This window comes from Allobosea robiniae (genome assembly GCF_900102525.1).
GTDB lineage: Bacteria > Pseudomonadota > Alphaproteobacteria > Rhizobiales > Beijerinckiaceae > Allobosea > Allobosea robiniae.
Genome location: NZ_FNBZ01000005.1, coordinates 292,581 through 315,702 on the forward strand (window position 1 = coordinate 292,581; position 23,122 = coordinate 315,702).

Genomic DNA, 23,122 nt, shown 5'->3' on the forward strand with positions numbered 1-23,122 from the left:
TTTCCGAGACTGCCCGGGAAACACGCCGGAGAGGCGCAGCCTTACTTCGGCAGCGCCTTGACTTCCTTGTCCCACTTGGCGAGCAGGCGATTGCGCTCGGCCGAGGAGCCGTATTTCACGAAGTCGTAGTTGATCAGCTTCATCTGATCCATCTTCGGCGACTGCGCCGGCACCGGCGAGGCCTTGTTCGACGGCACCTGATAGGACTTCGCCGGAGCGGCCAGAGCCTGCGCGGCCGGGGTCAGCGCCCAGTCATAGAACTTCTTGGCGTTGTCGAGATTGCGCGCGCCCTTGACGATCGACATCGAGCCGATCTCGTAGCCCGTGCCCTCGCAGGGCGCGACCGGCTTAATCGGGTCGCCCTGCACGGCGAAGACCACCGCGTCGTGGATGAAGACGATGCCGACGGCGGTCTCGCCGAGGCTCGCGGCCTTGGCCGGCGCCGCGCCCGACTTGGTGTACTGGCTGATGTTCTTGTGGAGGGCCTTGAGGTACTCGAAGCCCTTGTCCTCGCCCATCAGCTGCACGACGGTCGCGAGCAGGTTGTAGGCGGTGCCCGAGGAATTGGGATCGGCGACCTGGACGTCGTCCTTCAGCTTGGCGTTGAGCAGGTCGGCCCAGCATTTCGGCTCGGGGATGCCCTTGGCCTTGATCTGCTCGGTGTTGAAGCCGAAGCCGAGCGCGCCGGCATAGATGCCGACCGAACGATGCTTGGCGGCCTTCCACTGGTCGAGCGCCCAGGGATGCAATTCCTTGTTCTTCGGCGATTCATACTCCTGGGTCAGCCCCTCCTCCGCCGCCTGGAGATGCGGATCGCCGGTGCCGCCCCACCAGATATCACCGCGCGGATTGGAGGATTCCGCCTTGAGCTGGGCATAGATCTCGCCGGCCGACTTGCGGGTCATCGCGACCTTGATGCCGGTCTCCTTCTCGAAGGCGTTCGACATGGCGCGGCACCACTCCTCCTGGACGCCGCAATACATGACGAGCGACCCCTGAGCGCGGGCCGGGGTGGCGGCGAAGGCCGCCGTTGCGAGCGCGGCGAAAAGCCCCGCCTTGAGCCAGGATTTCGACTGCATATGAACCTCCCTGATCGGATCTTTTGTTTTTTGCCGCTTGCGACGAAGCTGTGATGACTTCGCCGAAAGATCAATTGAATATCGTGCTGGCTAAACGATTCCGGTGATCTCCTTCAGCACCGGCGCGAGTTCCGGGGTGCAGCACAGGATCGGATTGCCCTTGGCGATCCCCTCGCCGGCGAAGAAATCATTGATCCGGGCGCCCGCTTCGCTTGCGATGACGATGCCGGCAGCGACGTCCCAGGCGTTGATATGGAGCTCGGCATAGGCGTCGCTCGAGCCATTGGCGACATGGCAAAGGCCGAGCGTGCCCGAGCCGCCGCGCTTCATCGCAGCACCTGCTGTATAGCCGCGCTCGATCACCTTGAGATAGCTCGCGGCCGGCACGCGGGTCGACCAGCCCAGCTCGACCGAGGCTCGGGCGATATCCACCGCGCCGGAGACCTTGATCGGATCGCCGTTCAGGGTCGCACCCGCACCGCGGCGGGCGGCATAGACCTCACCCAGGGCAGGCGCCGCCACGATGCCGATCTCCGGCTTGCGGTTCGCCAGGAAACCGATGGAGATGCACCAGTTGCGGTCGCCATGGGCGAAATTCGCGGTGCCGTCGATCGGATCGAGAATCCAGACGGCGTCCGAGGCCTCGCCGCCGCCCTCCTCGCCGATGACCGTATCCTGCGGGAAGAGTTCCGAGAGGCGGCGGCGCAGGAAATCCTCGACCTTGCCGTCGGCGACGGTCAGCCAGTCCTGCGCACCCTTCATGGTAATGCCGAGGGATTCACGCTTGTTGAAATAGCCCAGCGCCAGATGGCTCGCCTCGCTGGCGAGACCGAGAGCCGCGTAATAGCGCAGATCGCGTTCGGCCGGGCTCATCACTTGTCCCCCAGATCGACGCGAACCGGCTTGCCGGTCTGCGTGGATTCGGTCGCGGCATCGGCCAGAATTTGCGCCTTCAGGCCGTCGAGGCCGGTCGGCGACGCCGCCGCCTTGCCGTTACAGGCGGCAATGAAGGCGTCGAGCTCGGCGCGATAGGCCGCGGCATAGCGCTCCAGGAAGAAGTTCTGCACGGGATCGGCACGGAAGCCCTGCCCGGTCGCGATCTCGACCGTCGTCTCGTGGATGTTGCCGGCGCGCAGCATGCCCTTGGAGCCGTGGACCTCGATGCGCTGGTCGTAGCCATAGGTGGCGCGGCGCGAGTTCGAGATCTGGGCGATCCGGCCCGAAGCCGTCTTCATGACGACGGCAGCGGTGTCGACATCACCGGCCTCGCCGATCGCCTTGTCGACGAGGGCGGAGCCGAGCGCGAAAACCTCGACCGGCTCCTCGGCCAGCAGGAAGCGCGCCATGTCGAAATCATGGATCATCATGTCGCGGAAGAGCCCGCCCGAGCGCCTGACGTAATCGACCGGCGGCGGCGAGGGATCGCGCGAAATCACCGTGACGATCTCGATCGCGCCGGCCTCGCCCGCACGCAAGCGCTTCTCCAGCGCGGCGAAATTCGGGTCGAAGCGGCGGTTGAAGCCGATCATCAGCGGCTTGCCGGATGTCTCCACCGTCGCGAGGCAGCGGCGGATGCGGGCGGCGTCGAGATCGACCGGCTTCTCGCAGAACACGGCCTTGCCGGCGGAAACCGCCTGCTCGATCAGGTCGGCATGGGTATCGGTCGGGGTGCAGATCAGCACGGCGTCGATGGCGGCATCCGAGAGGATCGCTGCGGTGCTCGTGGCTTTCGCGCCGGTCGCGGCGGCAAGCGAGGCAGCGGCCTCCGGCATCGCGTCGGTGACGGCGACCAGCTCGGCATCGCCGCGCGCGGCGACGTTCAGCCCATGGATGCGCCCGATACGGCCGGCGCCCAGCAATCCGATCTTCATGGCCTTCGTCATTCCCGTCGCGTCTCGTCAGGCAGTCTTGCGGCTCAGGCGCCGCGGTGGAAATCCGGGCTAGTCGTGCGCACCCAGAATGGTCTGGTCGAAATCGATATTCGAGCCGGTCATCAGACCGGATTCCGCCGAGGCGAGATAGGCGACCGCCTTGGCGACCTCGCGCGGATCGATCAGGCGGCCGAAGGGCTGGGAGGCATTCGCCTCCTCCAGCCAGCCGTCCCTGGCGTCATGGCGCAGCTTCATGATCGCGTCCTCGCCCGGCGTCGCCATCCAGCCGATATTGAGGCCGTTGACCCGGATGCGGTGCTTCAAGAGCCCATAGGCCGCATTCTTCGTCAGCGCGGCCAAGGCCGCCTTCGAGACGCTGTAGGCGGAGAGGAAAGGCTGGCCGCCATGGGCCGACATCGACTGGATGTTGACGATGGCGCCCGGGATATCCTGCCGGCGCATCAGGTCTGCGGCATCCTGAATGAGGAAGAAGGGCGCCCGCAGGTTCACCGCCATGATGCGCTCGTAGAGCGCAGGCGAGGTGTCGAAGATCGTGCCGCGATCGGTGTCGCCCGCGGCGTTCACGAGAATGTCGAGATGGCCGAAGGCCTGCTCCGCCGCCGGCACGACCTGCCTGATAGCATCGAGATCGGCGAGGTCGACCTGATGGAAACGGGCCTCGCAGCCCGCCGCCCGCAGGCTTTCCGCCACGGCCTCGCCGCGCGCCACATTGCGCCCGGTCAGCAACAGCCCCCGCGCACCGCGTTCCGCGAATTCGCGGGCGATCGCCTCGCCCAGGCCCTGGCTGCCGCCAGTGACGACAGCGACCTTGCCGTGGAGATCACGGCTGAACGAACCAGCTTGCGACAACGACCCGCCTCCCGAAGCGAAACGGCAGGAATTTTTTAAACATCCCGCTAGTTGGAATAAACATTCCATTCTTGGCATAAGCGAGTCAAGACGACGCGAGGCCCCGCCTTGTCAAAAACACGCGCAGCGCCGCTGCACAGGATGACGACACTGACGGGGACGAGGCCGGCCGGCTTCACGAAACGCGGAAGACGGCTCCTTCTCAACGGAAAGAAAACTGTCGTCTTCAGAGGGTGGTCGGCATAATATTGTGTTCTGTGAATAAAATTCGACATATTCATGCAATGATCGCCGTCAGGAAACTCTTACCCTCGCGGCAAACGCGCATCTGCCCTGCGCCGCACAGTTGACGCTTTCGTTGGCACATGCCTTGCTGCGCCGATCAACGAGAACACGGTGCGAAGGCGCCGGGGATGAATTTTGTTTGAAGGTGGAGGCTATTCGATGAAAGAGCAGGAAATCCGCGGCCTGGTCGCGGATGTGAAGGAAGGCACGCTGTCGCGCCGGTCCTTCATGCAGAAAATGGCGGCCGTCGGCATTGCCGCGCCGCTCGCAACCCAGATCCTGATCTGGAACGACGTCGCGATGGCGAATGCCACGCTGCAATACAAGCCGACCAAGGCCGGCGGCGGTGGCCCGCTGAAGATGCTGCTGTGGCAGGCCCCGACCCTGCTCAACCCGCATTTCGCCTCGGGCACCAAGGACCAGATCGCGTCGCGCATCTTCTACGAGCCGCTCGCCGGCTGGGACAAGGAAGGCAACCTCTTCCCGCAGCTCGCCGCCGAGATCCCGAGCAAGGCCAATGGCGGTCTTTCCGCCGACGGCAAGACCGTGACCTGGAAGCTGAAGCAGGGCGTGAAATGGCATGACGGCAAGCCGCTGACCGCCGACGACGCCGTCTTCACCTGGGAATATGCCGCCGACCCAGCGACCGCCGCCTACACCACCGGCTCCTACAAGGACATCACGGTCGAGAAGGTCGACACCCACACCTTCAAGGTGATCTTCAAGGAAGCGACCCCGTTCTGGGCCGATCCCTTCGTCGGCGTCGCCGGCATGATCATCCCGAAGCATCTCTTCGGCGAGTACAAGGGCGCCAAGTCGCGCGAGGCCCCGGCCAACCTGAAGCCCGTCGGCACCGGCCCCTACAAGTTCGCCGAGTTCAAGCCGGGCGACATCCTGACCGGCGAGCGCAACGCCGACTATCACGTCAAGAACCAGCCGCATTTCGACACGATCGAGGTCAAGGGCGGCGGTGACGCAGTCTCGGCGGCGCGCGCCGTCCTGCAGACCGGCGAATACGACTATGCCTGGAACCTGCAGGTCGAGGACGAGGTCCTCAAGCGCATGGAGACCGGCGGACGCGGCAAGATCAGCGCCGTCCCCTCGGGCGATATCGAGTTCATCATCCTGAACACGACCGATCCGTGGACCGAGGTCGACGGCGAGCGCTCGAGCGTCAAGACCAAGCACCCGACCCTGACCGACCCGGCCGTGCGCCAGGCGATCAACCTGCTGATCGACCGCGATTCGATCCAGAAGTTCATCTATGGCCGCGGCGGCACCGCCACGGCGAGCTTCGTCAACGAACCCAAGCAGTTCAAGTCGACCAAGCTCAAATACGAGTTCAACATCGAGAAGGCCAACAAGATCCTCGACGACGCCGGCTGGAAGAAGGGTTCCGACGGCATCCGCGAAAAGGACGGCAAGAAGCTCAAATACGTCTACCAGACCTCGATCAACGCCCCGCGCCAGAAGACCCAGGCCATCATCAAGCAGGCCTGCCAGCGCGCCGGCATCGATCTGGAGCTGAAGTCGGTCACGGCCTCGGTGTTCTTCTCGTCGGACGTCGCCAATCCCGACACCTACACCAAGCTCTATACCGACATGGAGATGTATACGACGACGCAGCCGCAGCCCGATCCGGAGCGCTTCCTCAACCAGTTCACCTCCTGGGAGATCGCGACCAAGGAGAACAAGTGGCTGGGCCGCAACGTCTCGCGCTACTCGGACCCGGCTGCCGACGAGGCCTACAAGGCCGCCCAGAAGGAACTCGACCCGGCCAAGCGGGCGGCCTACCTGATCAAGGTCAACGAGATCTTCTGCGAGGCCAACGTCATCCTGCCGATCCTGTCGCGCACCCGCATCGCGGCGTCGCTCAACAACCTGTCGCACGATCATAGCGGCTGGGACGTCGACAGCTGGAACATCGCGGCCTGGTATCGTAGCTAAGTCCCCGATTCCCCCTCACGGCAGCTTCGGCTGTCGTGAGGGGCGACAGGCGCGCCGGCCCGCTCCTGCGGCTCCACCAGCCACAGGAGCGGGCCGGCCGTCATCAACACCAGTCCGCGGACGTGCCGCGCGCACAGAGACTATTTCATGGCGACATATCTTATCAGGCGGCTCTTGATCGCCATTCCAAGTTTGCTTGGCATCAGCGTGATTCTGTTCACCATCCTGGCGCTGGCGCCAGGCGATCCGTTTTCGGAAATGGCGACGAATCCGAACGTTCCGCCTGAGGTGCGCGAGGCGCTGCGCGCCAGCTTCGGCCTCAACGACCCGATCATGGTGCGCTACCTGCGCTGGCTCTCGAACATGGCCCAGGGCGACTGGGGCTTCTCCTTCGCCAGCCGCATCAATGTCGACGATCTGATCCTGCAGCGTTTGCCGACCACTCTGTTCGTCGTCGGGTCGTCCCAGATCCTGGCGCTGTGCGTCGCGCTGCCTGTCGGCATCTACGCGGCGACGCGGCCCTATTCGGTTTTCGACCAGATCGCCAATACGCTGGCCTTCGTCGGCTTCTCCCTGCCGACCTTCTTCACCGGCCTGCTCTTCATCCTGATCTTCTCGGTCACGCTCGACTGGTTCCCCTTCGTCTATCGCTCCGACATCGCCGCAACCGGCTGGCGCTGGTACTGGGAGATGTTCCGCCAGGCGATCATGCCGATCACCGTGCTCGGCCTGTTCCAGGCGGCTTCCTATACGCGCTATGTCCGCTCGGCCGTGCTCGACGTCATCCGGCTCGACTACGTCACGACGGCGCGCGCCAAGGGCCTGAGCGAGCGCCGGGTCACGATCCGGCACATCACGCGCAACGCGCTGATCCCGGTCGTGACGCTGGTCGCGCTGCAGATGCCCGCCGTGTTCGGCGGCGCGCTGGTCACCGAGCAGATCTTTCGCGTACCGGGCATCGGATCGCTGCTGATCGACGCTATCCTGGCCAACGACACACCGGTCATCATGGCGGTGACCTTCGTGTTCTCCTGCCTGGTCGTTCTTTTCAACCTCATCGCGGATATTCTTTATGGCTGGCTCGACCCTCGCATCTCCTTCAGCTGATCCGGCTGCGGGCGCTGCCGTGAGCCAGGTCTCGGTCTCGCCCGGGCGCGAGACCTGGCGCCGCTTTCGCCGCCACCGCCTGGCCATGGCGAGCACCTTCGTGCTCGGCCTGCTCGTGCTGGGCGTCATCGTCGGCCCCTGGCTGTGGCCGGTGGCGATCAACGACATCGACTTCTCGGCGCAGCTCCAGGGCCCATCCTGGGCGCACCCGCTCGGGACCGACGATCTCGGCCAGGATATCCTGGCGCGGATGATGTATGGCGGACGCATCTCGCTCGCCGTCGGCCTCGCGGCGATGATCGTGGCGACGATCGTCGGCGTGCTGATCGGCGCGCTGGCGGGCATGTCGCGCAAATACGCCGACCCGATCCTGATGTGGGTGACGGACCTGTTCCTGTCGCTGCCGCAGCTGCCGCTGCTGCTGCTGATCATCTATCTGTTCCGCGAGCAGCTCAAAGCCGTGTTCGGCGTCGAAGGCGGCGTCTTCGTGCTGATCGTCGTCGTCATCGGCGGCCTGCGCTGGATGCCGGTGGCGCGCCTGGTGCGCGCGCAGTTCCTGTCGCTGCGCGAAAAGGAATTCGTGGAGGCCGCCCGCGCCCAGGGCGCGACCAAGATGCGCCAGATGTTCCGGCATATCCTGCCGAACGCGGTCGGCCCGGTCATCGTCGCCTCGACGATCGAGGTGTCCTCGGCCATCATCGCCGAATCGACGCTGTCCTTCCTCGGTCTCGGCTTCCCGCCGGACATCCCGACCTGGGGCCGGCTTCTGTTCGACGCCAAGGACCAGCTCGACACCGCGCCGCACTGGGCCCTGTTCCCAGGCGCCGCGATCTTCCTTACCGTGCTCTCGATCAACTTCATCGGCGACGGCCTGCGCGATGCGCTCGACCCGCGCCGCGTCATCTAATCCAGCGAAGGGCTAGACATGACCTCACCGATCCTGACCGTCTCGAACCTCACGACCTCCTTCCGGGTCGAAGGCCAATGGAAGTCGGTCGTCCGCAACCTCTCCTTCGACATCAAGCCGAAGGAGACGCTGGCCGTCGTCGGCGAATCCGGCTCCGGCAAGAGCGTGACCGCGCTGTCGATCATGCGCCTGACCCCGCCGCAGTCGAGCCGAATCGAAGGCTCGGTCAAGCTCAACGGCAAGGAACTGCTGACGCTGCCGGATGCGGAGATGCGCCATATCCGCGGCAACGAGATCGCGATGATCTTCCAGGAGCCGATGACCTCGCTCAACCCGGTGCTGACCATCGGCTTCCAGATCGCGGAAGCGCTGATCCTGCATCGCGGCCTGTCGCGTTCGGAGGCTGAGGCCGAGACGGTCCGCCTGCTGGAGAAGGTCCGCATTCCCGCGGCAAAGTCTCGCTTCCACGAGTATCCGCACCGCTTCTCGGGCGGCATGCGCCAGCGCGTGATGATCGCGATGGCGCTCGCCTGCAAGCCCAAGCTCCTGATCGCCGACGAGCCGACCACCGCGCTCGACGTGACCATCCAGGCGCAGACCCTGGAGCTGATCAAGACGCTGCAGGACGAGGAGGGCATGTCCGTCCTCTTCATCACCCACGACATGGGCGTCGTCGCCGAGATCGCCGACCGCACGGTCGTGATGTACAACGGCGACGAGGTCGAAACCGGCGCGACCGAGGACATCTTCGCCAGCCCGAAGAAGCCCTATACCAAGGCGCTGATCTCGGCCGTGCCGAAGCTCGGCTCGATGATCGGCAAGGGCCGCCCGATGCGCTTCCCGGTCGTCGACCGCAATACCGGCGAGTCGGACGTGCCGACCGAGACGCCCGATACCGTCAAGGCGGCCGAACGCCCCGTGCTCGAGGTCGCCGGGCTGACGACCCGCTTCGAGATCCGCGGCGGACTGCTCTCCTCGGTCAAGGGGCGCGTGCACGCGGTCGAGAACGTCTCCTTCAGCCTCAAGGCCGGCGAGACGCTGGCGCTGGTCGGCGAATCCGGCTGCGGCAAGTCGACCACCGGCCGTTCCGTGATGCGGCTGATCGAGCCGCTCGAAGGCTCGGTCCTGCTCGACGGCGTCGACGTCCTCAAGCTCAACCAGCATGACCTGCGCGAGCAGCGCAAGCGCATGCAGATGATCTTCCAGGACCCCTTCGCCTCGCTGAACCCGCGCATGAACGTGGGCACCGCGATCGCCGAGCCGCTGCTGATCAACAACCTCGCCAGCCGCTCGGAAGCGCGCGACAAGGTCGCCGACCTGCTCAAGCGCGTCGGTCTGCTGCCGGACATGGCCAACCGCTTCCCGCACGAGTTCTCGGGCGGCCAGCGCCAGCGCATCTGCATCGCGCGCGCACTCGCCGTCGAGCCGCGCCTGATCGTGGCGGACGAGGCGGTCTCGGCGCTCGACGTCTCGGTCAAGGCCCAGGTGGTCAACCTGATGCTCGACCTGCAGGCGCGCATGGGGCTGGGCTATCTCTTCATCTCGCACGACATGGCGGTGGTGGAGCGCGTCAGCCATCGCGTCGCGGTGATGTATCTCGGCGAGATCGTCGAGATCGGCCCGCGCGAGGCGATCTTCCAGAACCCTCAGCACCCCTATACCAAGCGACTGCTGGCGGCGGTGCCGATCGCCGATCCGGCCCGGCGCCTGCAGAAGCGCCCGGTCTCGAACGACGAGATCAAGAGCCCGGTCCGCGCGCCCGACTATGTCCCGCCGGTGCGCCAGTATCGCGAGGTCTCGCCCGGCCATGCCGTCATGATCTGGGGCGAGGAGTGGGAGAAGAAGGATCCGGCCGCGATCGCGGCCTGAGCCTTCCGAAGCTCGACATAATCGGCCCGCGGCGCAAGCCGCGGGCTTTTTCGTCGGGCCGGCATGATCAGGTCAGCAACAGACTGCCCTCGCCGAGGCGGGACCAGGCAGGCATCCGATCGAGATCAGGCGGCAAGGCGGGCGCGCGTCCGCCCGATCATCAGCGCCGCCGCCGCGGCTTCCCGCCCCTTCGTGACGAAATGCGCCCGATAGATCTCACCGTGATGCGCGCCCTCGCGGTAGTGATGCGGGGTCAGCGAGACCGACAGCACCGGCACGCCTGTGTCCAGGCCCGCACGCATCAGGCCGTCGACCACGGCCTGCGCCACGAATTCGTGACGGTAGATGCCCCCGTCGACGACCAGCGCCGCCGCAGCAACCGCGGCGTAGCGGCCGCTGGCTGCGAGATCGCGGGCCAGCAGCGGCATCTCGAACGCGCCGGGCACGTCGAACACATCGACCTGGTCGGCGGGAATAACCTCGCAAAAGCCCTTGAGCGCCTGATCGACGATATCGGCATGCCAGGCGGCTTTGACGAAGGCATAGCGGGCGAGTGTCATGGTGATCTCCTTTCGCGACAGACACGTCACCCAAGGCGATCACGGGCCAGCGCCGCGCAGGGATGCACGGACGGCGACACGTTCTCTTTCATCCGGACTGTGACCGTCGGCTCAGGCCTCGCACCTGATCTGCTGACCCCTCCGCAAGGAGGGCGCTCGCGGGCTCGCGGCCGAGGCCGCATACCGCCGGTGGGGATTTCCGCCCCGCCCTGAGAACGCGGTCACGGTAATACGTTCGCGGAGAAAGCGACAAGAGCCCCCGGCGTTCAATCCGGAATCCGCTCCCAGTCCTTCAGCCAGGGCGCAGCCGAGGCATCGCTGGGCGCACGCCAGTCGCCGCGCGGCGAGAGCGACCCGCCGGAGGACACCTTCGGCCCGTTCGGCACGGCCGAGCGCTTGAACTGGCTGGTCTCGAAGAAGCGGCGGATGAAGACGCCGAGCCAGCGCTTGATCACCGGCAGGTCATAGGCGACGCGCTTGGCCGCCTCCATGTTCGGCGGCCAGTCCCCGGCCCCGGCATCGCGCCAGGCCCGTTCCGAGAGGAAGGCGATCTTGCTCGGACGGAAGCCGTAGCGCGTCGTGTAGAACAGGTTGAAGTCCTGCAGCGCATAGGGGCCGACGAAGTCCTCGGTCTTCTGCGCGGGCTTGTCGCCGTCGCCGGGCACCAGCTCCGGCGAGATCTCGGTCGCGAGGATGTCGAGCATGACATCCGAGGCCTCCGATCCGAAGCGGCCGGATTGCGCGACCCAGCGGATCAGGTGCTGGATCAGCGTCTTCGGCACCGAGCCGTTGACGTTGTAATGCGACATGTGATCGCCGACGCCATAGGTGCACCAGCCGAGCGCCAGCTCCGAGAGATCGCCAGTGCCCATCACCAGGCCATTGTGCCGGTTGGCCAGGCGGAAGAGTACGGAGGTGCGCGCGCCGGCCTGCACATTCTCGAAGGTGATGTCGTAGACCGGCTCGCCCTTGGCGAAGGGATGGCCGATATCGACCAGCATCTGCCGGCAGGCCGGCGTCATGTCGATCTCCTCGGCGCTGACGCCGAGCGCCCGCATCAGGCGCCAGGCATTGTCCTTGGTGTCCTTGCTGGTCGCGAAGGCCGGCAGCGTATAGGCGAGGATGTTCTCGCGGGGCAGCCCGAGCGCGTCGAAGGTATGGGCCGCGACGAGCAGCGCCTGGGTGGAATCGAGACCGCCGGAGATGCCGATCACCACCTTGTCGAGCCGCGTGCTTTCCAGCCGCTTGCGCAGGCCGTGCGACTGGATGTTGTAGGCCTCGAAGCAGAGCTCGTTCAGCCGGGCATCGTCGCTCGGCACGAAGGGGAAGCGTTCGACCTCGCGGGCGAGCCCGAGATCGCTGTCGCGATCCGGCTCCAGCGCGAAATCGACGCGGCGGAAACCGAGCCTGTCGCGGTGCAGATCTGCACTGTCGCCGAAGGTATTCTGGCGGATGCGATCCATCGCCAGCCGCTCGAGATCGATATCGGCGAGGATGAGCTGGGGCTCGGCGGCGAAGCGCTCCGCCTCGGCCAGAAGCGCGCCGTTCTCATAGATCATCGCCTGCCCGTCCCAAGCGAGATCGGTGGTCGATTCACCGGTGCCGGCGGCGGAATAGGCATAGGCTGCGATGCAGCGGCCGGAATGGGCCTTGCACAGCGCGTGGCGCCAGTCCGACTTGCCGATGGTGACATTCGAGGCGGAGAGATTGAGCAGCAGCGTCGCGCCGGCGAGCGCCGCGTAGGACGAGGGCGGGATCGGCGTCCAGACATCCTCGCAGATCTCCATATGGACGGTGAGATCGGGGATATCGGTGGCCGCCAGGAGGATATCGGTGCCGAAGGGCACTTCCTGACCGCAGAGATCGATATAGAGCGCCCCCGCCCGCTCGCCCGAGGCGAACTGGCGACGCTCGTAGAACTCGCGGTAGTTCGGCAGATAGGTCTTGGGGACGGCAGCGAGGATGCGGCCGCGATGGATCGCGACGGCGCAGTTGAACAGCCGCCCTTCGACGCGCAAGGGCGCGCCCACCACCGCGACGCAACGCAGGCTGCGGCTTTCCGCGACCAGCCGCGCCAGCGCTTCCTTGACCGCATCGAGCAGCGCGTTCTGCTGCAGCAGGTCATCGATGGCATAGGCGCTGATGCCGAGCTCCGGGAACAGGCAGAGCGAGGCACCGCCCTCGTCCGCACACCGCAGCATGGCGATGGTCTCGGCCACGTTGAAAGCCGGATCGGCCACCTTGAGCCGTGGCGCGGCGCAGGCGATGCGGACAAGACCGTGGGCGTGGATATTGCGGAAACTCATCGAGACTCCGTTCAGCCGGATGCCGCCGTTGCGGCGCATCGCTTATCGCGCAGACGGAGCCTGCCGGGCAAGGCTTGCCTGGGCTGCCGGGACGGCATGCGGTTGCGGTTCAGACGCGATAGAACGCGCGGTACCAGGCGACGAAGCGCGCAATCCCGGTCTCGATCGGCGTATCGGGCCGGAAATCGACCGCAGCCGCCAGATCCGCGACGTCGGCATAGGTCGCCGGCACGTCGCCCGGCTGCGCCGGCAGATGGCGCCGGACCGCCTTGCGCCCGCAGGCGGCCTCGACCACGTCGATGAAATGCGAGAGCGCCACCGGGGTGTGATTGCCGATATTGTAGATGCGCCAGGGCGCCGCGGATGTCGCGGGATCGGGATGCTCGCGGTCGAAGGCCGGATCGGCTGCCGCAGGGCGCGCCGCGAGACGTATGATCGCCTCGCGGATGTCGTCGACATAGGTGAAATCGCGGCTCATCTGCGCTTGCGCATAAACGTCGATCGGGTCGCCCGCGAGGATCGCCTTGGTGAACTTGAAATAGGCCATGTCCGGCCTGCCCCAGGGCCCATAGACCGTGAAGAACCGCAGGCCCGTCATCGGTATCCCGTAGAGATGGGCGTAGGAATGCGCCATCAGCTCGTTGGCCCGCTTGGTCGCGGCGTAAAGGGAAATCGGGTGATCGGCGCCGTCATGCTCGCTGAACGGCACCTTCGCGTTGGCCCCGTAGACGGAGCTCGAGGAGGCATAGACGAGATGCCCCACGGCATGCCGACGACTGGCTTCGAGAACCGATAGAAAGCCGTCGAGATTGGCGCTGGCATAGGCGCGCGGGTTCTCAAGCGAATAGCGAACCCCCGCCTGCGCCGCCAGATGGATGATCGCGTCCGGACGGAACGCGCCGACCGCGGCATCGAAGGCATCATGATCCGCGACATCGATCTGCTCGAACGCGAAGCCGTTGCGGCCGGTGAGCCGGGCTAGGCGCGCCTGCTTCAGCGCCGGGTCATAATAGGGCACGAGCGCATCGACACCCATGACCTCGATGCCGCGCTGCAGCAGCGCCTCCGCGACGTGGAGACCGATAAAGCCCGCGGCTCCCGTCACGACGACACGGTTCAACGATAGGCTGTGGTTCAATGGGGCACCAGACAGAGATATTGCGACTGTTGTCATCGCAACTCATCGGGGACAGCGGCAAGAGGCTGGAAGATAATAACCTGCCCGGCCCGGCCTGACAAAGCCCGGGGGCGCCCTGCACCCGGCACGGATTTCTGCCGCGGCAGTCATCGAACGCATAGAGCCGTTTGAAATTCCTTTTGGCCCTGATCCGCCCGTGGGGCAGCAGGGAACCGTTCAGAATCGTGCGCGTAGCTTAGATGCCAAAGGAGTCCTGCCATGCGATCTTTCCTGCGAAACATCGCCCTTGCCGCGTTTGCGCTCTGGGCTTCACATGCGAATGCCCTGCCGATGACGCCGATACCGGGGGCTTCCGGCGTCACGCAGATCCAGCTGCAGTGCACGACCGCGAGCTGCATCGACCCGCGAACCGGCGTCTATACGCAGTCGACATGTGATCGCTATGGCTGCCGGCCGAGCAGCGGGCCGGTGGGACGTCTGGGCTCTGGCGGCGGATATCGTAACGGACCTCCCCTTGAGCCTCCTCCCTCCTATTACGGACGGCAATATGGCCGGGGCGATTACGGCGGCGGCGGTGGCGGTTTCAACTGCAACCCGAGCCGCTGCATCGACGGCAATGGCCGGGTATGGGAAAGCACCTGCAACCGCCGTGGCTGCCGGCCCCTCCGGCCCGCCCGCGGATCGCGGTGGTAGCCGCAGACATGCCCGCCATTGCTGCCAGGACATCGACGGCTCGGCCCGAATCGACAAGCTCAAGGGCTGAGCTCGGAATATCGACCTGAAGCAGCGGCCCGAAAGGCGGCATGCGGTTTTCGGGAAAAGCCGGTGCAAGATCAGAGACCTGGATCATCGGACCGAATACGATATGCGGCCCGATGATCCGACGGCCGAATATTCCTGGAAGCACGTCCATTTTTCGGCGACGTCGCGTTGCTTCGCCTTGTTAGCTGCCTTCGCAGGTTGACATCTTTCCAATGCAGCGGCAAAGCCAGCCGCAAATCCCGCTTGCCGCGCCCAGAGCGCCTTCCCACGCAGAAAGCCGGTCATGTCTTCATCACCGACAGCGCCGCTCGTTTCAGACAGGCCCCAGCCCCTGACCGAACAGCTCGCGCGCATCGCCGCGAAGAACTATCGGATCGGCATCATCGGCCTCGGCTATGTCGGCATTCCGCTGGCGCTGACCGCCTGCAACGCCGGTTTCCCGGTGGTCGGCTTCGACATCGACGCGAAGCGCGTCGCGCAGATCAACCGCGGCGAGAGCTTCATCAAGCATATCCCGACCTCGGCGATCGCCGCCGCGATCAAGGAAGAGCGCTTCCGCGCCACGACCGACTTCGACGAACTGCGCGATGTCGACGCCATCATCATCGCCGTGCCGACGCCACTGACCAAGCATCGCGAGCCGGACCTGAGCTATGTCGAGGCGACGGCCCGGGCGATCGCCCCGCGCCTGCGCAAAGGCCATCTCGTCGTGCTGGAATCGACGACCTGGCCCGGCACCACCGACGAGATCATGCGCCCGATCTTCGAGAAGACCGGCCTGAAGAGCGGCGTCGACTTCTACCTCGCCTTCTCGCCCGAGCGCGAAGACCCCGGCAATCCCGATTTCGGCACCTCGACCATCCCGAAGGTCGTCGGCGGCGATGGTGCGGAGGCGCTGGAACTGGCCAATGCGGTCTATGGCGCGCTCGTGGTCAAGACCGTGCCGGTCTCCTCCTCGGCCACGGCCGAAGCCGTCAAGCTGACCGAGAACATCTTCCGCGCCGTCAACATCGCGCTCGTGAACGAGCTCAAGGTGATCTACGGCAAGATGGGCATCGATGTCTGGGAGGTGATCGACGCCGCCAAGACCAAGCCCTTCGGCTTCATGCCGTTCTATCCGGGCCCCGGCCTGGGCGGGCACTGCATCCCGATCGATCCGTTCTACCTGACCTGGAAGGCGCGCGAGTTCGACGTCACCACCCGCTTCATCGAGCTCGCCGGGCAGATCAACACCGCCATGCCGCATTGGGTGGTCGACCGCGTCGCCGAGGCGCTCGACCGCCAGCAGGGCCGCGGTCTCAGCAAGGCGAAGATCCTGGTGATGGGCATCGCCTACAAGAAGAACATCGACGACATGCGCGAGAGCCCCTCGCTGCGCCTGATCGAGCTTCTGGAAGAGCGCGGCGCCGTCGCCGACTATCACGACCCCCACGTGCCGGTGATCCCGCCGACCCGCGAGCATGCCAACCTGACCGGCCGCGCCTCGGCCGCACTGTCGCCCGAGACGCTCAAGGGCTATGACGCGGTGCTGATCGCCACGGACCATGACGCGGTCGACTACAAGGCGCTCGTCGCTGCCGCCCGCCTCGTGGTCGATACGCGCAATGCCTGCGCCAAGGCCGGATTGACCGGCGACAATATCGTCAAGGCCTGAGCCAGGACGCCCCGGGAAAAGTCAGAGATCAACGCCATGACGTCATTCGCACTGATCGGTGCCGCCGGCTACATCGCGCCGCGCCATATGAAGGCCATCAAGGCCGTCGGCGGCGACCTCAAGGTCGCTTTCGACCCCAATGATTCCGTCGGGATCATCGACAGCCATTTCCCGCAGGCGCATTTCTTCACCGAGTTCGAGCGCTTCGACCGGCATGTCGACAAGCTGCACCGTCGTGGCGAGCACATCGATTTCGTCAGCATCTGCTCGCCGAACTACCTGCACGACGCCCATATCCGCTTCGGCCTGCGCGCCGGCAGCGACGTGATCTGCGAGAAGCCCCTCGTCCTCAACCCCTGGAACATCGACGGGCTGATCGAGATCGAGCGCGACTCCGGCCGCAAGGTCAACACCATCCTGCAGTTGCGCCTGCACCCGGCGATCATCGCGCTGCGTGACCGCGTCGCCGCCTCCAACCAGCGCCATTCGGTCGACCTGACCTACATCACCTCGCGCGGGCGCTGGTACCACGCTTCCTGGAAGGGCGACGACTCGAAGTCGGGCGGTGTCGCGACCAATATCGGCGTGCATTTCTTCGACATGCTGGCCTTCGTCTTCGGCCCGTTGCAGTCGCAGACCGCAAACCTGCGCGAAGGCGAGCGTGCCGGCGGCCTGCTCTCTTATGAGAAGGCCGATGTGCGCTGGTTCCTCTCGGTCGACGCCAACGACCTTCCCGATGGCGTGAAGGGCCAGAAGACGACCTTCCGTTCGATCACGGTCGACGGCGAAGAGGTCGAATTCTCGGACGGCTTCACCGACCTGCACACCCGCAGCTACGAAGAGATTCTCGCGGGCAAGGGTTACGGGCTCGAGGATGTGCGCTTTTCGATCGAGGTCGTCTCGCAGTTTCGCCAGCTCCCCGTGGTGACCGGCGGCGAGAAACACCCCTTCGCCGCGAAATACATCAAGGGCTGAGCCATGGCCGGCGCGTCGCAGATGCGGGAAGACCCGCGCTTCCCCGGCGCGCTCATCCATGAAAGCGCCTATGTCGACGAAGGCGCGACGCTGGGCAGCGGCACCCGGATCTGGCATTTCGTCCATGTCCTCGGCCAGACCACGATCGGCAAGGATTGCGTGCTCGGCCAGAACGTGATGGCCGGGCCGCGGGTCACGATCGGCGACGGCTGCAAGATCCAGAACAATGTCGCGCTCTATGACGGCGTCGAGCTGGAAGCGGACGTGTTCTGCGGCCCCTCCTGCGTCTTCACCAACGTCAACAACCCGCGCGCCTTCATGAACCGCAAGGCCGAGTTCCGCCGCACGCTGGTGAAGCGCGGCGCGAGCATCGGGGCGAACGCGACCATCGTCTGCGGACATACGCTCGGCGCGTATTGCTTCATCGCTGCCGGCGCAGTGGTGACGAAGGACGTGCCGGATTATGCTCTGATGGCCGGGGTGCCGGCGCGCCGGATCGGCTGGATGAGCAAGGCGGGCGAGAAACTCGGCCCGGACCTGACCTGCCCGCTGACCGGAGTCCGCTACCGGGAAGCCGGCCCGGAGCATCTGGAGGAGATGGCCTGATGAGCGAACGTCCCACGATCGAGTTCATCGATCTCAAGGCCCAGCGCCAGCACATCGGCAAGGCCATGGACGAGGCGATCCTCAAGGTCGTCCATGACGGCAACTACATTCTCGGCCAGCAGGTCCAGCAGTTCGAGACCGAGCTTGCCGCCTTCTGCGGGGCCAAGCACGCGATCGGCGTCGCCAACGGCACGGATGCGCTGATCCTGGTGCTCGAAGCGCTCGGCATCGGCCCCGGCGACGCGGTGATCTGCCCCAGCTTCACCTTCGCCGCGACCGCCGAGGTCGTGGCCTGGATGGGCGCGACGCCGGTCTTCGCCGAGATCGACGAAGCCACCTACAATATCGACCCGAAGAGCCTCAGTGCCGCACTCGAAACCGCGAAGCAGCACAAGCTCAACCCGCGCGCCCTGATCAGCGTCGATCTTTTCGGCCAGGCTTGCGACTACGAGCCGATCGAGGCCTTCTGCAAGCAGAACGGCCTCGTCCTGATCTCGGATTCGGCTCAAGGGTACGGCGCGCGCTACAAGGGCCGCGTGGCCGGCGCGATCGGCGATTTCGCCACGACGAGCTTCTTCCCGGCCAAGCCGCTCGGCTGCTATGGCGACGGCGGCGCGATCCTGACCGACAATGACGAGCATGCCGCGCTACTGATGTCGCTGCGCTTCCACGGCAAGGGCTCTTACAAATACGACAACATTCGCGTCGGCGTGAACTCGCGGCTCGACACCATCCAGGCGGCCGTGCTGATCGAGAAGCTCAAGGTCTATGCCGAGGAGCTCGAGAAGCGACAGGCCGTGGCCCAGCGCTACACCGCTGCGCTCAAGGACGTCGTGGTGACGCCTCATGTCATGGCTGATTGCGTCTCGACCTGGGCCCAGTACACGATCCGCGTCGCCGCCGACCGCCGCGACGCCTTCCAGGCGGCGCTGAAGGCCAAGGGCGTGCCGACCACGGTCTACTACCCGAAGCCGCTGCACCAGCAGACCGCCTACAAGCACTATCCGGTGGCCGGAAACGGCCTGCCGATCTCGGAGCGCGCCGCGCAGGAGGTCGTCGCGCTGCCGATGCACCCCTATCTCGACGAGGCGACGCAGGATTACATCATCGCGCAGGTTCTCGAGGCCTTGGCAGCACCGGCGGCCGCGGTGGCATGAGCCGGCCCCTGCGGCTGGCTTATCTCTCGCTCGAGACGCCGCGGCCGGGTCAGGCTTCGCAGACCCATATCGACGAGATCATCGCCGGGCTTGAGGGCTGCGGCTGGCAAGTGGAGCTGTTTGCGACGAGCAGCGGCGGCGCGAGCACGCGCTCTTCGTTTCTGAGCCGCCTCTTCGGTTATGGGCGCACGCAGGCCGCGCTCGGCAAACGCCTGCCGGAATTCGACGCCGTCTTCATCCGCTCGCACTTCATGGCGCTGCCGCTGACGCTCTGGGCAGGCTGGCGCAATATTCCCGTGGTTCACGAGATCAACGGCACGGCCGCGGATATCGGCGTGACCTATCCCTCGCTGAAGCCTTTATCCCCGCTCTTCTCCTGGCTTTACCGCGCGCAATATCGACGCGCTGCGCATCTGCTTGCCGTAACGCCCGGGCTCGTCGATTGGGCCAGGAGCTTTGCCGGCCACAGCCGCGTCAGCCTGGTTTCGAACGGCGCCAATACCGATCTGTTCAAGCCGGAGGGCGCGCCCAGCCCGGTCGAAGGCCGCTATGTGGTCTTTGTCGGCGGCCTCGTCGCCTGGCACGGGATCGACACGATGCTCGCGGCCCTGAAAGAACCGGACTGGCCGGCCGATCTGCGGCTGGTCATCGTCGGCGACGGCATCGAGCGCGACAAGGTCGAACAGGCGCTCTCCGACCGGCGGCTGCTTTGGCTGGGCCGGCAGCCTTACGACGCCGTTCCAGCCATCCTGCGCGGAGCCCTGGCATCGCTTTGCGTCATCGAGAACCAGGATGGCCGCTCCGCTTCGGGCGTGGCTCCCCTGAAACTGTTCGAGGCCATGGCTTGCGGCGTTCCCGTCATTGCCAGCGACCTGCCTTTCCAGGCCGACCTCGTCAAAAGCGCCGATGCCGGGCTGATCGTGCCGCCAGCGGCTGCCCCCGCGATCTCGTCGGCCGTAAAAGCCCTTGCCGAGGCGCCGGAGCGAGCCCGAACGTTAGGGCAGAACGGTGTGAATTACGTCACGCGCGAAGCCAGCTGGAATCAACGTGCGCAGGAGATCGATCGCATTCTGCGCTCGGTCACCTCGCAGATCCATTCGAAGTAAATCACGGACGCGACATCGACTGCCTGATCGATTTGGATTTTCCGGATATCGTCAGAGTTGCACGGATACCTTGCAGATCAGGATTTGCATTGCGCTCCGGAACTGATAGCGCCAACCGACATTGCCAAAGAACGGCGAAACAGTGGACCGAGAGAACGGCCGCCCCACCATGACTGTCCTCGCTCCCACGTCGGCACCCGCTCCTGACCAGGAGCGCGCAGCGCCATGACACGGATCGCGCTTGTCTGCGTTTCGCCCCTGCAGCACGATTCGCGCGTGCTGCGCCATGCGGCGCTGCTCGTCGGCGCCGGCTACGACGTCCGTATCTTCGCGCAAGCTCCCCTGCCCGCCACTCCCCCTGCCCCTGTCAGTGTCATTCCCGGCCCAGGCAGCGATACACGGGTGCGTCTCGGCATGGTGCTTCGGCAGGCGCCGGCCACGCTCCTGCCGGCGAGCGCGGACCTCCTCTACTGGCTTTCTCCGAGCAGGCTGACGACGCGCAGCGACCTGCTCCGCTTCAAGCCCGACCTCGTCATCGCCAACGACTGGCGCGCATTGCCAATCGCCTACGCGGCCAAGCAGGCGTGCCGCGCCCGCATCATCTATGACAGCCACGAATTCGCCTCGGAGGAGTTCACGGATAGCTGGCGCTGGCGGGTTCTCGCCCGGCAGCATGTCGTCCGAATCGAAGACCGCTATATCCGCGAGGCCGATGCGGTCGCCACGGTCAGTGACGGCATCGCCGATGCGCTCGCGCAGCGCTACGGCCTGGCGCGGCCGACCGTCGTCTCGAATACGCCGGCGTGGCAGGCGACGGCATTCCGCCCCACGACCCGCCCTGTCACGGTGCTTTATCATGGCGCCGTCGTGCCGCGTCGCGGCCTTGAGACGCTGATCGAAAGCGTCGCCTCCTGGCCAAAGGAATTCCGCCTGGTGATCCGGGGACCGGCCCAGGGGGGCTTCGACCAGCATCTGCATAATCTCGCCGGTCCGCTCGGGGAGCGTATCGCCATCGAGCCGCCGGTCCCCCCCGATCAGCTCATCTCGACCGCCGCGCAGGCCGATATCGGCATCTTCCTTCTGTCGAACAGCACGACGCATGCGCGTTTCGCCATGCCCAACAAGATCTTCGAGTACATGCAGGCGGGGCTGATGGTGATCAGCAGCGACTTGCCGGAGATTCGCAGAATGATCGAGGCCGCAGCCTGCGGCATGCTGCTCTCGAACGATTCCCCAGAGGGCATCGCAGCCTGCCTTGCCAGCCTTGACGCCGCTCGGATCGACACCTGCAAGCGCGCGGCCCTTGCACGGGCCCAGGACATCAATTTCGAGGCGGAAGGCGGCAAGCTGCTCGCACTGGTCGCCCGCCTTGCGCCGAAGCCCTAGCTCTTCGAGTTTGCGGGATGGTTCATTGCGCGGCGAACCCCCGAGCCTCAGCAGCGCCAGCCACCGCCTGCCCGATCGCCGCAAAGAGTCGATCCGCTTCCGCTTCCCAATTCAACACCTTCGCGGCCTCGAGCGCACGCCGCTTGTAAACGTCGATCGAGGCACGATCGAAACCGTTGACCGCCGCGGCGATCGCTTGCGGTGTCACGTCGGGGATCGAGCGGCCAAGGTCGTGCTGACGCAGTAACGCCGTCATCTCCGGCAGATCCGAGACGCAGAGCGCCAAGCCCGCCATCGTGTACTCGAAGAACTTGTTCGGCAGGACGTGGACATTCTGCTCCGAATGGCCCGGAAGGGCGAACAGGCCGACATCGAAGTGAGCCGCCTCCTTGACCAGATCAATCATCGGCACCGGCGGCGCCAACACGATGCGATCCCCGAGACCGGCGGCCCTTATCCGAGCGGCCAATGCTTCGAGATATTCGGCCGGGCCCGGCCCACGGATGGTCAGCCGGAACTCCGGGCGCCAGAGCGCGACGCTGTCGATGCAAGCTTCCAGCCCGCGCCCGACATTGACGACGCCGTGATAGAGCACCCGGATCGCCTCGCCGCTGGGCCTGTACGGATGAATTTCGAAATGCGGCATGTTGCGGATCAGGAGCGGCTTCTCCGGCAACCGATAGAGCTCATGAAGCCGATCGGCGATCCCCTGGGATACGCAGCTCGTCACGGCAGAGCCTGCAATACCCTCCCGCTCGATCGCCGCGATCACGGGGCGCTGGGTCAGGCGCCAGAGCAGGCGGTGGGCATATTCGTCGACGGCGAGTTCATGCGTGTCATAGGCGTAGGGAACACCCTGCTCCGACGCGAGACGCCGTACGATCGGCAGGGCCGTCCAATCGTTGGCGAGCCAGATATCGGCCTGCTGCCGGCTGGCAAGCTCGTAGAGCCTCGCGAAGCGATCATTGAGGGTCCAGTAGGTGGCGTCGGCATGCCTGGCATCGACATAGACCCGAGCAACGTCCTTGGCGCGCACCGCTCTCCTCAGGACGGGAAAGATCGTGCGACGCAGAGCCCGTCCGGCCAGCGCCCGCACTGCCGGACGCCAACGGGTCGGAAGCAGACGCAGCACCTGATCGAATGCATCCGGTGCGCGTAGCGGCGCGGCAGCTTCGACATGATCGCCGGGCGCCCCTGCAATCATTCCTTCCGGAGCCGCAGACGCGTCTCCGCCCCCGGCAGGCCCTGCCCGGCCGACAGCGGCATCGATCGCCAGGCACTGCCATGGCGGTTGCTGTGACCGGGCGCCGGGCAAGCCGACCGCCACGACATCCCACCCACGCGAATGGAAAAGATCGCCCTGGCGACGGACGCGCGGATCGTCCGGAATAGCCGAAAAGCAAATCAGCCCGATGCGCTGTCGTCGCGCCGCCGAGAATGGCATGATCGAGGCACCCTCCAAAAACACCAAGTCGCAGCCGGCACAGACCGAAGCCATCTGGGCGCAGCGGACCATCCGCGCATCACAGCAGACTTC

Annotated in this window: 19 protein-coding genes and 1 riboswitch; of the genes, 10 read left to right on the forward strand and 9 right to left on the reverse strand. The window is 65.6% G+C overall.

All coding sequences use genetic code 11. From position 1 onward, the window contains the following. Nucleotides 1–41: 41 nt before the first annotated feature. From BLQ70_RS15825 to BLQ70_RS15840, 4 genes are all read right to left on the reverse strand, one after another. Complete coding sequence (locus tag BLQ70_RS15825) at nt 42–1,079, reverse strand: ABC transporter substrate-binding protein (protein ID WP_091858403.1); 1,038 nt, start codon at nt 1,077–1,079, stop codon at nt 42–44. Nucleotides 1,080–1,169: 90 nt separating this feature from the next. After that, nucleotides 1,170–1,952 carry an inositol monophosphatase family protein gene (locus BLQ70_RS15830; protein ID WP_091858406.1) on the reverse strand — a complete coding sequence of 261 codons (783 nt, stop codon included), beginning with the start codon at nt 1,950–1,952 and terminating at the stop codon, nt 1,170–1,172. Further along, nucleotides 1,952–2,962 carry an inositol 2-dehydrogenase gene (gene iolG / locus BLQ70_RS15835; protein WP_244512037.1) on the reverse strand — a complete coding sequence of 337 codons (1,011 nt, stop codon included), beginning with the start codon at nt 2,960–2,962 and terminating at the stop codon, nt 1,952–1,954. Before iolG ends, BLQ70_RS15830 begins: the two co-directional genes overlap by 1 nt. A 57-nt stretch (nt 2,963–3,019) precedes the next feature. After that, nucleotides 3,020–3,820 (reverse strand): SDR family oxidoreductase, encoded by an 801-nt coding sequence (locus tag BLQ70_RS15840; RefSeq protein WP_244512039.1) that lies wholly within the window; start codon nt 3,818–3,820, stop codon nt 3,020–3,022. A gap of 444 nt (nt 3,821–4,264) precedes the next feature. Here BLQ70_RS15840 and BLQ70_RS15845 point away from each other — a divergent pair, with 444 nt between their 5' ends. From BLQ70_RS15845 to BLQ70_RS15860, 4 genes are all read left to right on the forward strand, one after another. After that, complete coding sequence (locus BLQ70_RS15845; protein WP_061968766.1) at nt 4,265–6,052, forward strand: peptide ABC transporter substrate-binding protein; 1,788 nt, start codon at nt 4,265–4,267, stop codon at nt 6,050–6,052. A gap of 147 nt (nt 6,053–6,199) precedes the next feature. Beyond that, on the forward strand, nt 6,200–7,159 hold the full coding sequence (locus BLQ70_RS15850) for an ABC transporter permease (RefSeq protein WP_061968767.1): 960 nt from the start codon (nt 6,200–6,202) through the stop codon (nt 7,157–7,159). Continuing rightward, nucleotides 7,125–8,066, forward strand: a complete 942-nt coding sequence (locus BLQ70_RS15855) for an ABC transporter permease (RefSeq protein ID WP_061968769.1) — start codon at nt 7,125–7,127, stop codon at nt 8,064–8,066. Before BLQ70_RS15850 ends, BLQ70_RS15855 begins: the two co-directional genes overlap by 35 nt. An 18-nt stretch (nt 8,067–8,084) precedes the next feature. Continuing rightward, a complete protein-coding gene (locus tag BLQ70_RS15860) occupies nt 8,085–9,935 on the forward strand; it encodes an ABC transporter ATP-binding protein (RefSeq protein ID WP_091858411.1) in 1,851 nt (616 codons plus the stop codon). Nucleotides 9,936–10,060: 125 nt separating this feature from the next. Here the strand turns inward: BLQ70_RS15860 and BLQ70_RS15865 are convergent, their stop codons facing one another. The 4 genes from BLQ70_RS15865 to BLQ70_RS25400 form a co-directional block, all read right to left on the reverse strand. Continuing rightward, the gene (locus tag BLQ70_RS15865) at nt 10,061–10,495 is read right to left on the reverse strand and encodes a 6,7-dimethyl-8-ribityllumazine synthase (RefSeq protein ID WP_091858414.1); all 435 of its coding nucleotides are present in this window, start codon (nt 10,493–10,495) and stop codon (nt 10,061–10,063) included. Nucleotides 10,496–10,571: 76 nt separating this feature from the next. Beyond that, nucleotides 10,572–10,716: riboswitch (FMN riboswitch) on the reverse strand. A gap of 45 nt (nt 10,717–10,761) precedes the next feature. Continuing rightward, entirely contained in the window at nt 10,762–12,801 is a 2,040-nt protein-coding gene (locus BLQ70_RS15870; RefSeq protein WP_091858838.1) for an NAD(+) synthase, read from the reverse strand. Between the two features lie 109 nt (nt 12,802–12,910). Continuing rightward, complete coding sequence (locus tag BLQ70_RS15875) at nt 12,911–13,975, reverse strand: NAD-dependent epimerase/dehydratase family protein (RefSeq protein WP_091858415.1); 1,065 nt, start codon at nt 13,973–13,975, stop codon at nt 12,911–12,913. Between the two features lie 810 nt (nt 13,976–14,785). Then, the gene (locus BLQ70_RS25400) at nt 14,786–14,986 is read right to left on the reverse strand and encodes a hypothetical protein (RefSeq protein WP_139163564.1); all 201 of its coding nucleotides are present in this window, start codon (nt 14,984–14,986) and stop codon (nt 14,786–14,788) included. Between BLQ70_RS25400 and BLQ70_RS15880 the strand changes: the two genes are divergently transcribed. The 6 genes from BLQ70_RS15880 to BLQ70_RS15905 all read left to right on the forward strand — a co-directional run bounded on the left by BLQ70_RS15880 (nt 14,985) and on the right by BLQ70_RS15905 (nt 21,585). Beyond that, nucleotides 14,985–16,355: a nucleotide sugar dehydrogenase gene (locus BLQ70_RS15880; protein ID WP_091858418.1), complete on the forward strand. Its 1,371-nt coding sequence runs from the start codon at nt 14,985–14,987 to the stop codon at nt 16,353–16,355. The genes BLQ70_RS25400 and BLQ70_RS15880 overlap by 2 nt on opposite strands. Before the next feature lie 36 nt (nt 16,356–16,391). Next, nucleotides 16,392–17,330 carry a Gfo/Idh/MocA family oxidoreductase gene (locus BLQ70_RS15885; protein ID WP_091858421.1) on the forward strand — a complete coding sequence of 313 codons (939 nt, stop codon included), beginning with the start codon at nt 16,392–16,394 and terminating at the stop codon, nt 17,328–17,330. A 3-nt stretch (nt 17,331–17,333) separates the two neighbouring features. Next, the gene (locus BLQ70_RS15890; RefSeq protein ID WP_280140818.1) at nt 17,334–17,936 is read left to right on the forward strand and encodes an acyltransferase; all 603 of its coding nucleotides are present in this window, start codon (nt 17,334–17,336) and stop codon (nt 17,934–17,936) included. Next, entirely contained in the window at nt 17,936–19,093 is a 1,158-nt protein-coding gene (locus BLQ70_RS15895; protein ID WP_091858423.1) for a DegT/DnrJ/EryC1/StrS family aminotransferase, read from the forward strand. The genes BLQ70_RS15890 and BLQ70_RS15895 overlap by 1 nt, the downstream gene beginning before the upstream one ends. Next, entirely contained in the window at nt 19,090–20,199 is a 1,110-nt protein-coding gene (locus BLQ70_RS15900) for a glycosyltransferase (RefSeq protein ID WP_091858426.1), read from the forward strand. The genes BLQ70_RS15895 and BLQ70_RS15900 overlap by 4 nt, the downstream gene beginning before the upstream one ends. Before the next feature lie 225 nt (nt 20,200–20,424). Further along, the gene (locus BLQ70_RS15905; RefSeq protein ID WP_091858429.1) at nt 20,425–21,585 is read left to right on the forward strand and encodes a glycosyltransferase; all 1,161 of its coding nucleotides are present in this window, start codon (nt 20,425–20,427) and stop codon (nt 21,583–21,585) included. Nucleotides 21,586–21,607: 22 nt separating this feature from the next. On the opposite strand, the gene BLQ70_RS15910 is transcribed toward BLQ70_RS15905, so the two are convergent. Then, nucleotides 21,608–23,101, reverse strand: a complete 1,494-nt coding sequence (locus BLQ70_RS15910; protein WP_139163565.1) for a glycosyltransferase — start codon at nt 23,099–23,101, stop codon at nt 21,608–21,610. Nucleotides 23,102–23,122: the final 21 nt, after the last annotated feature.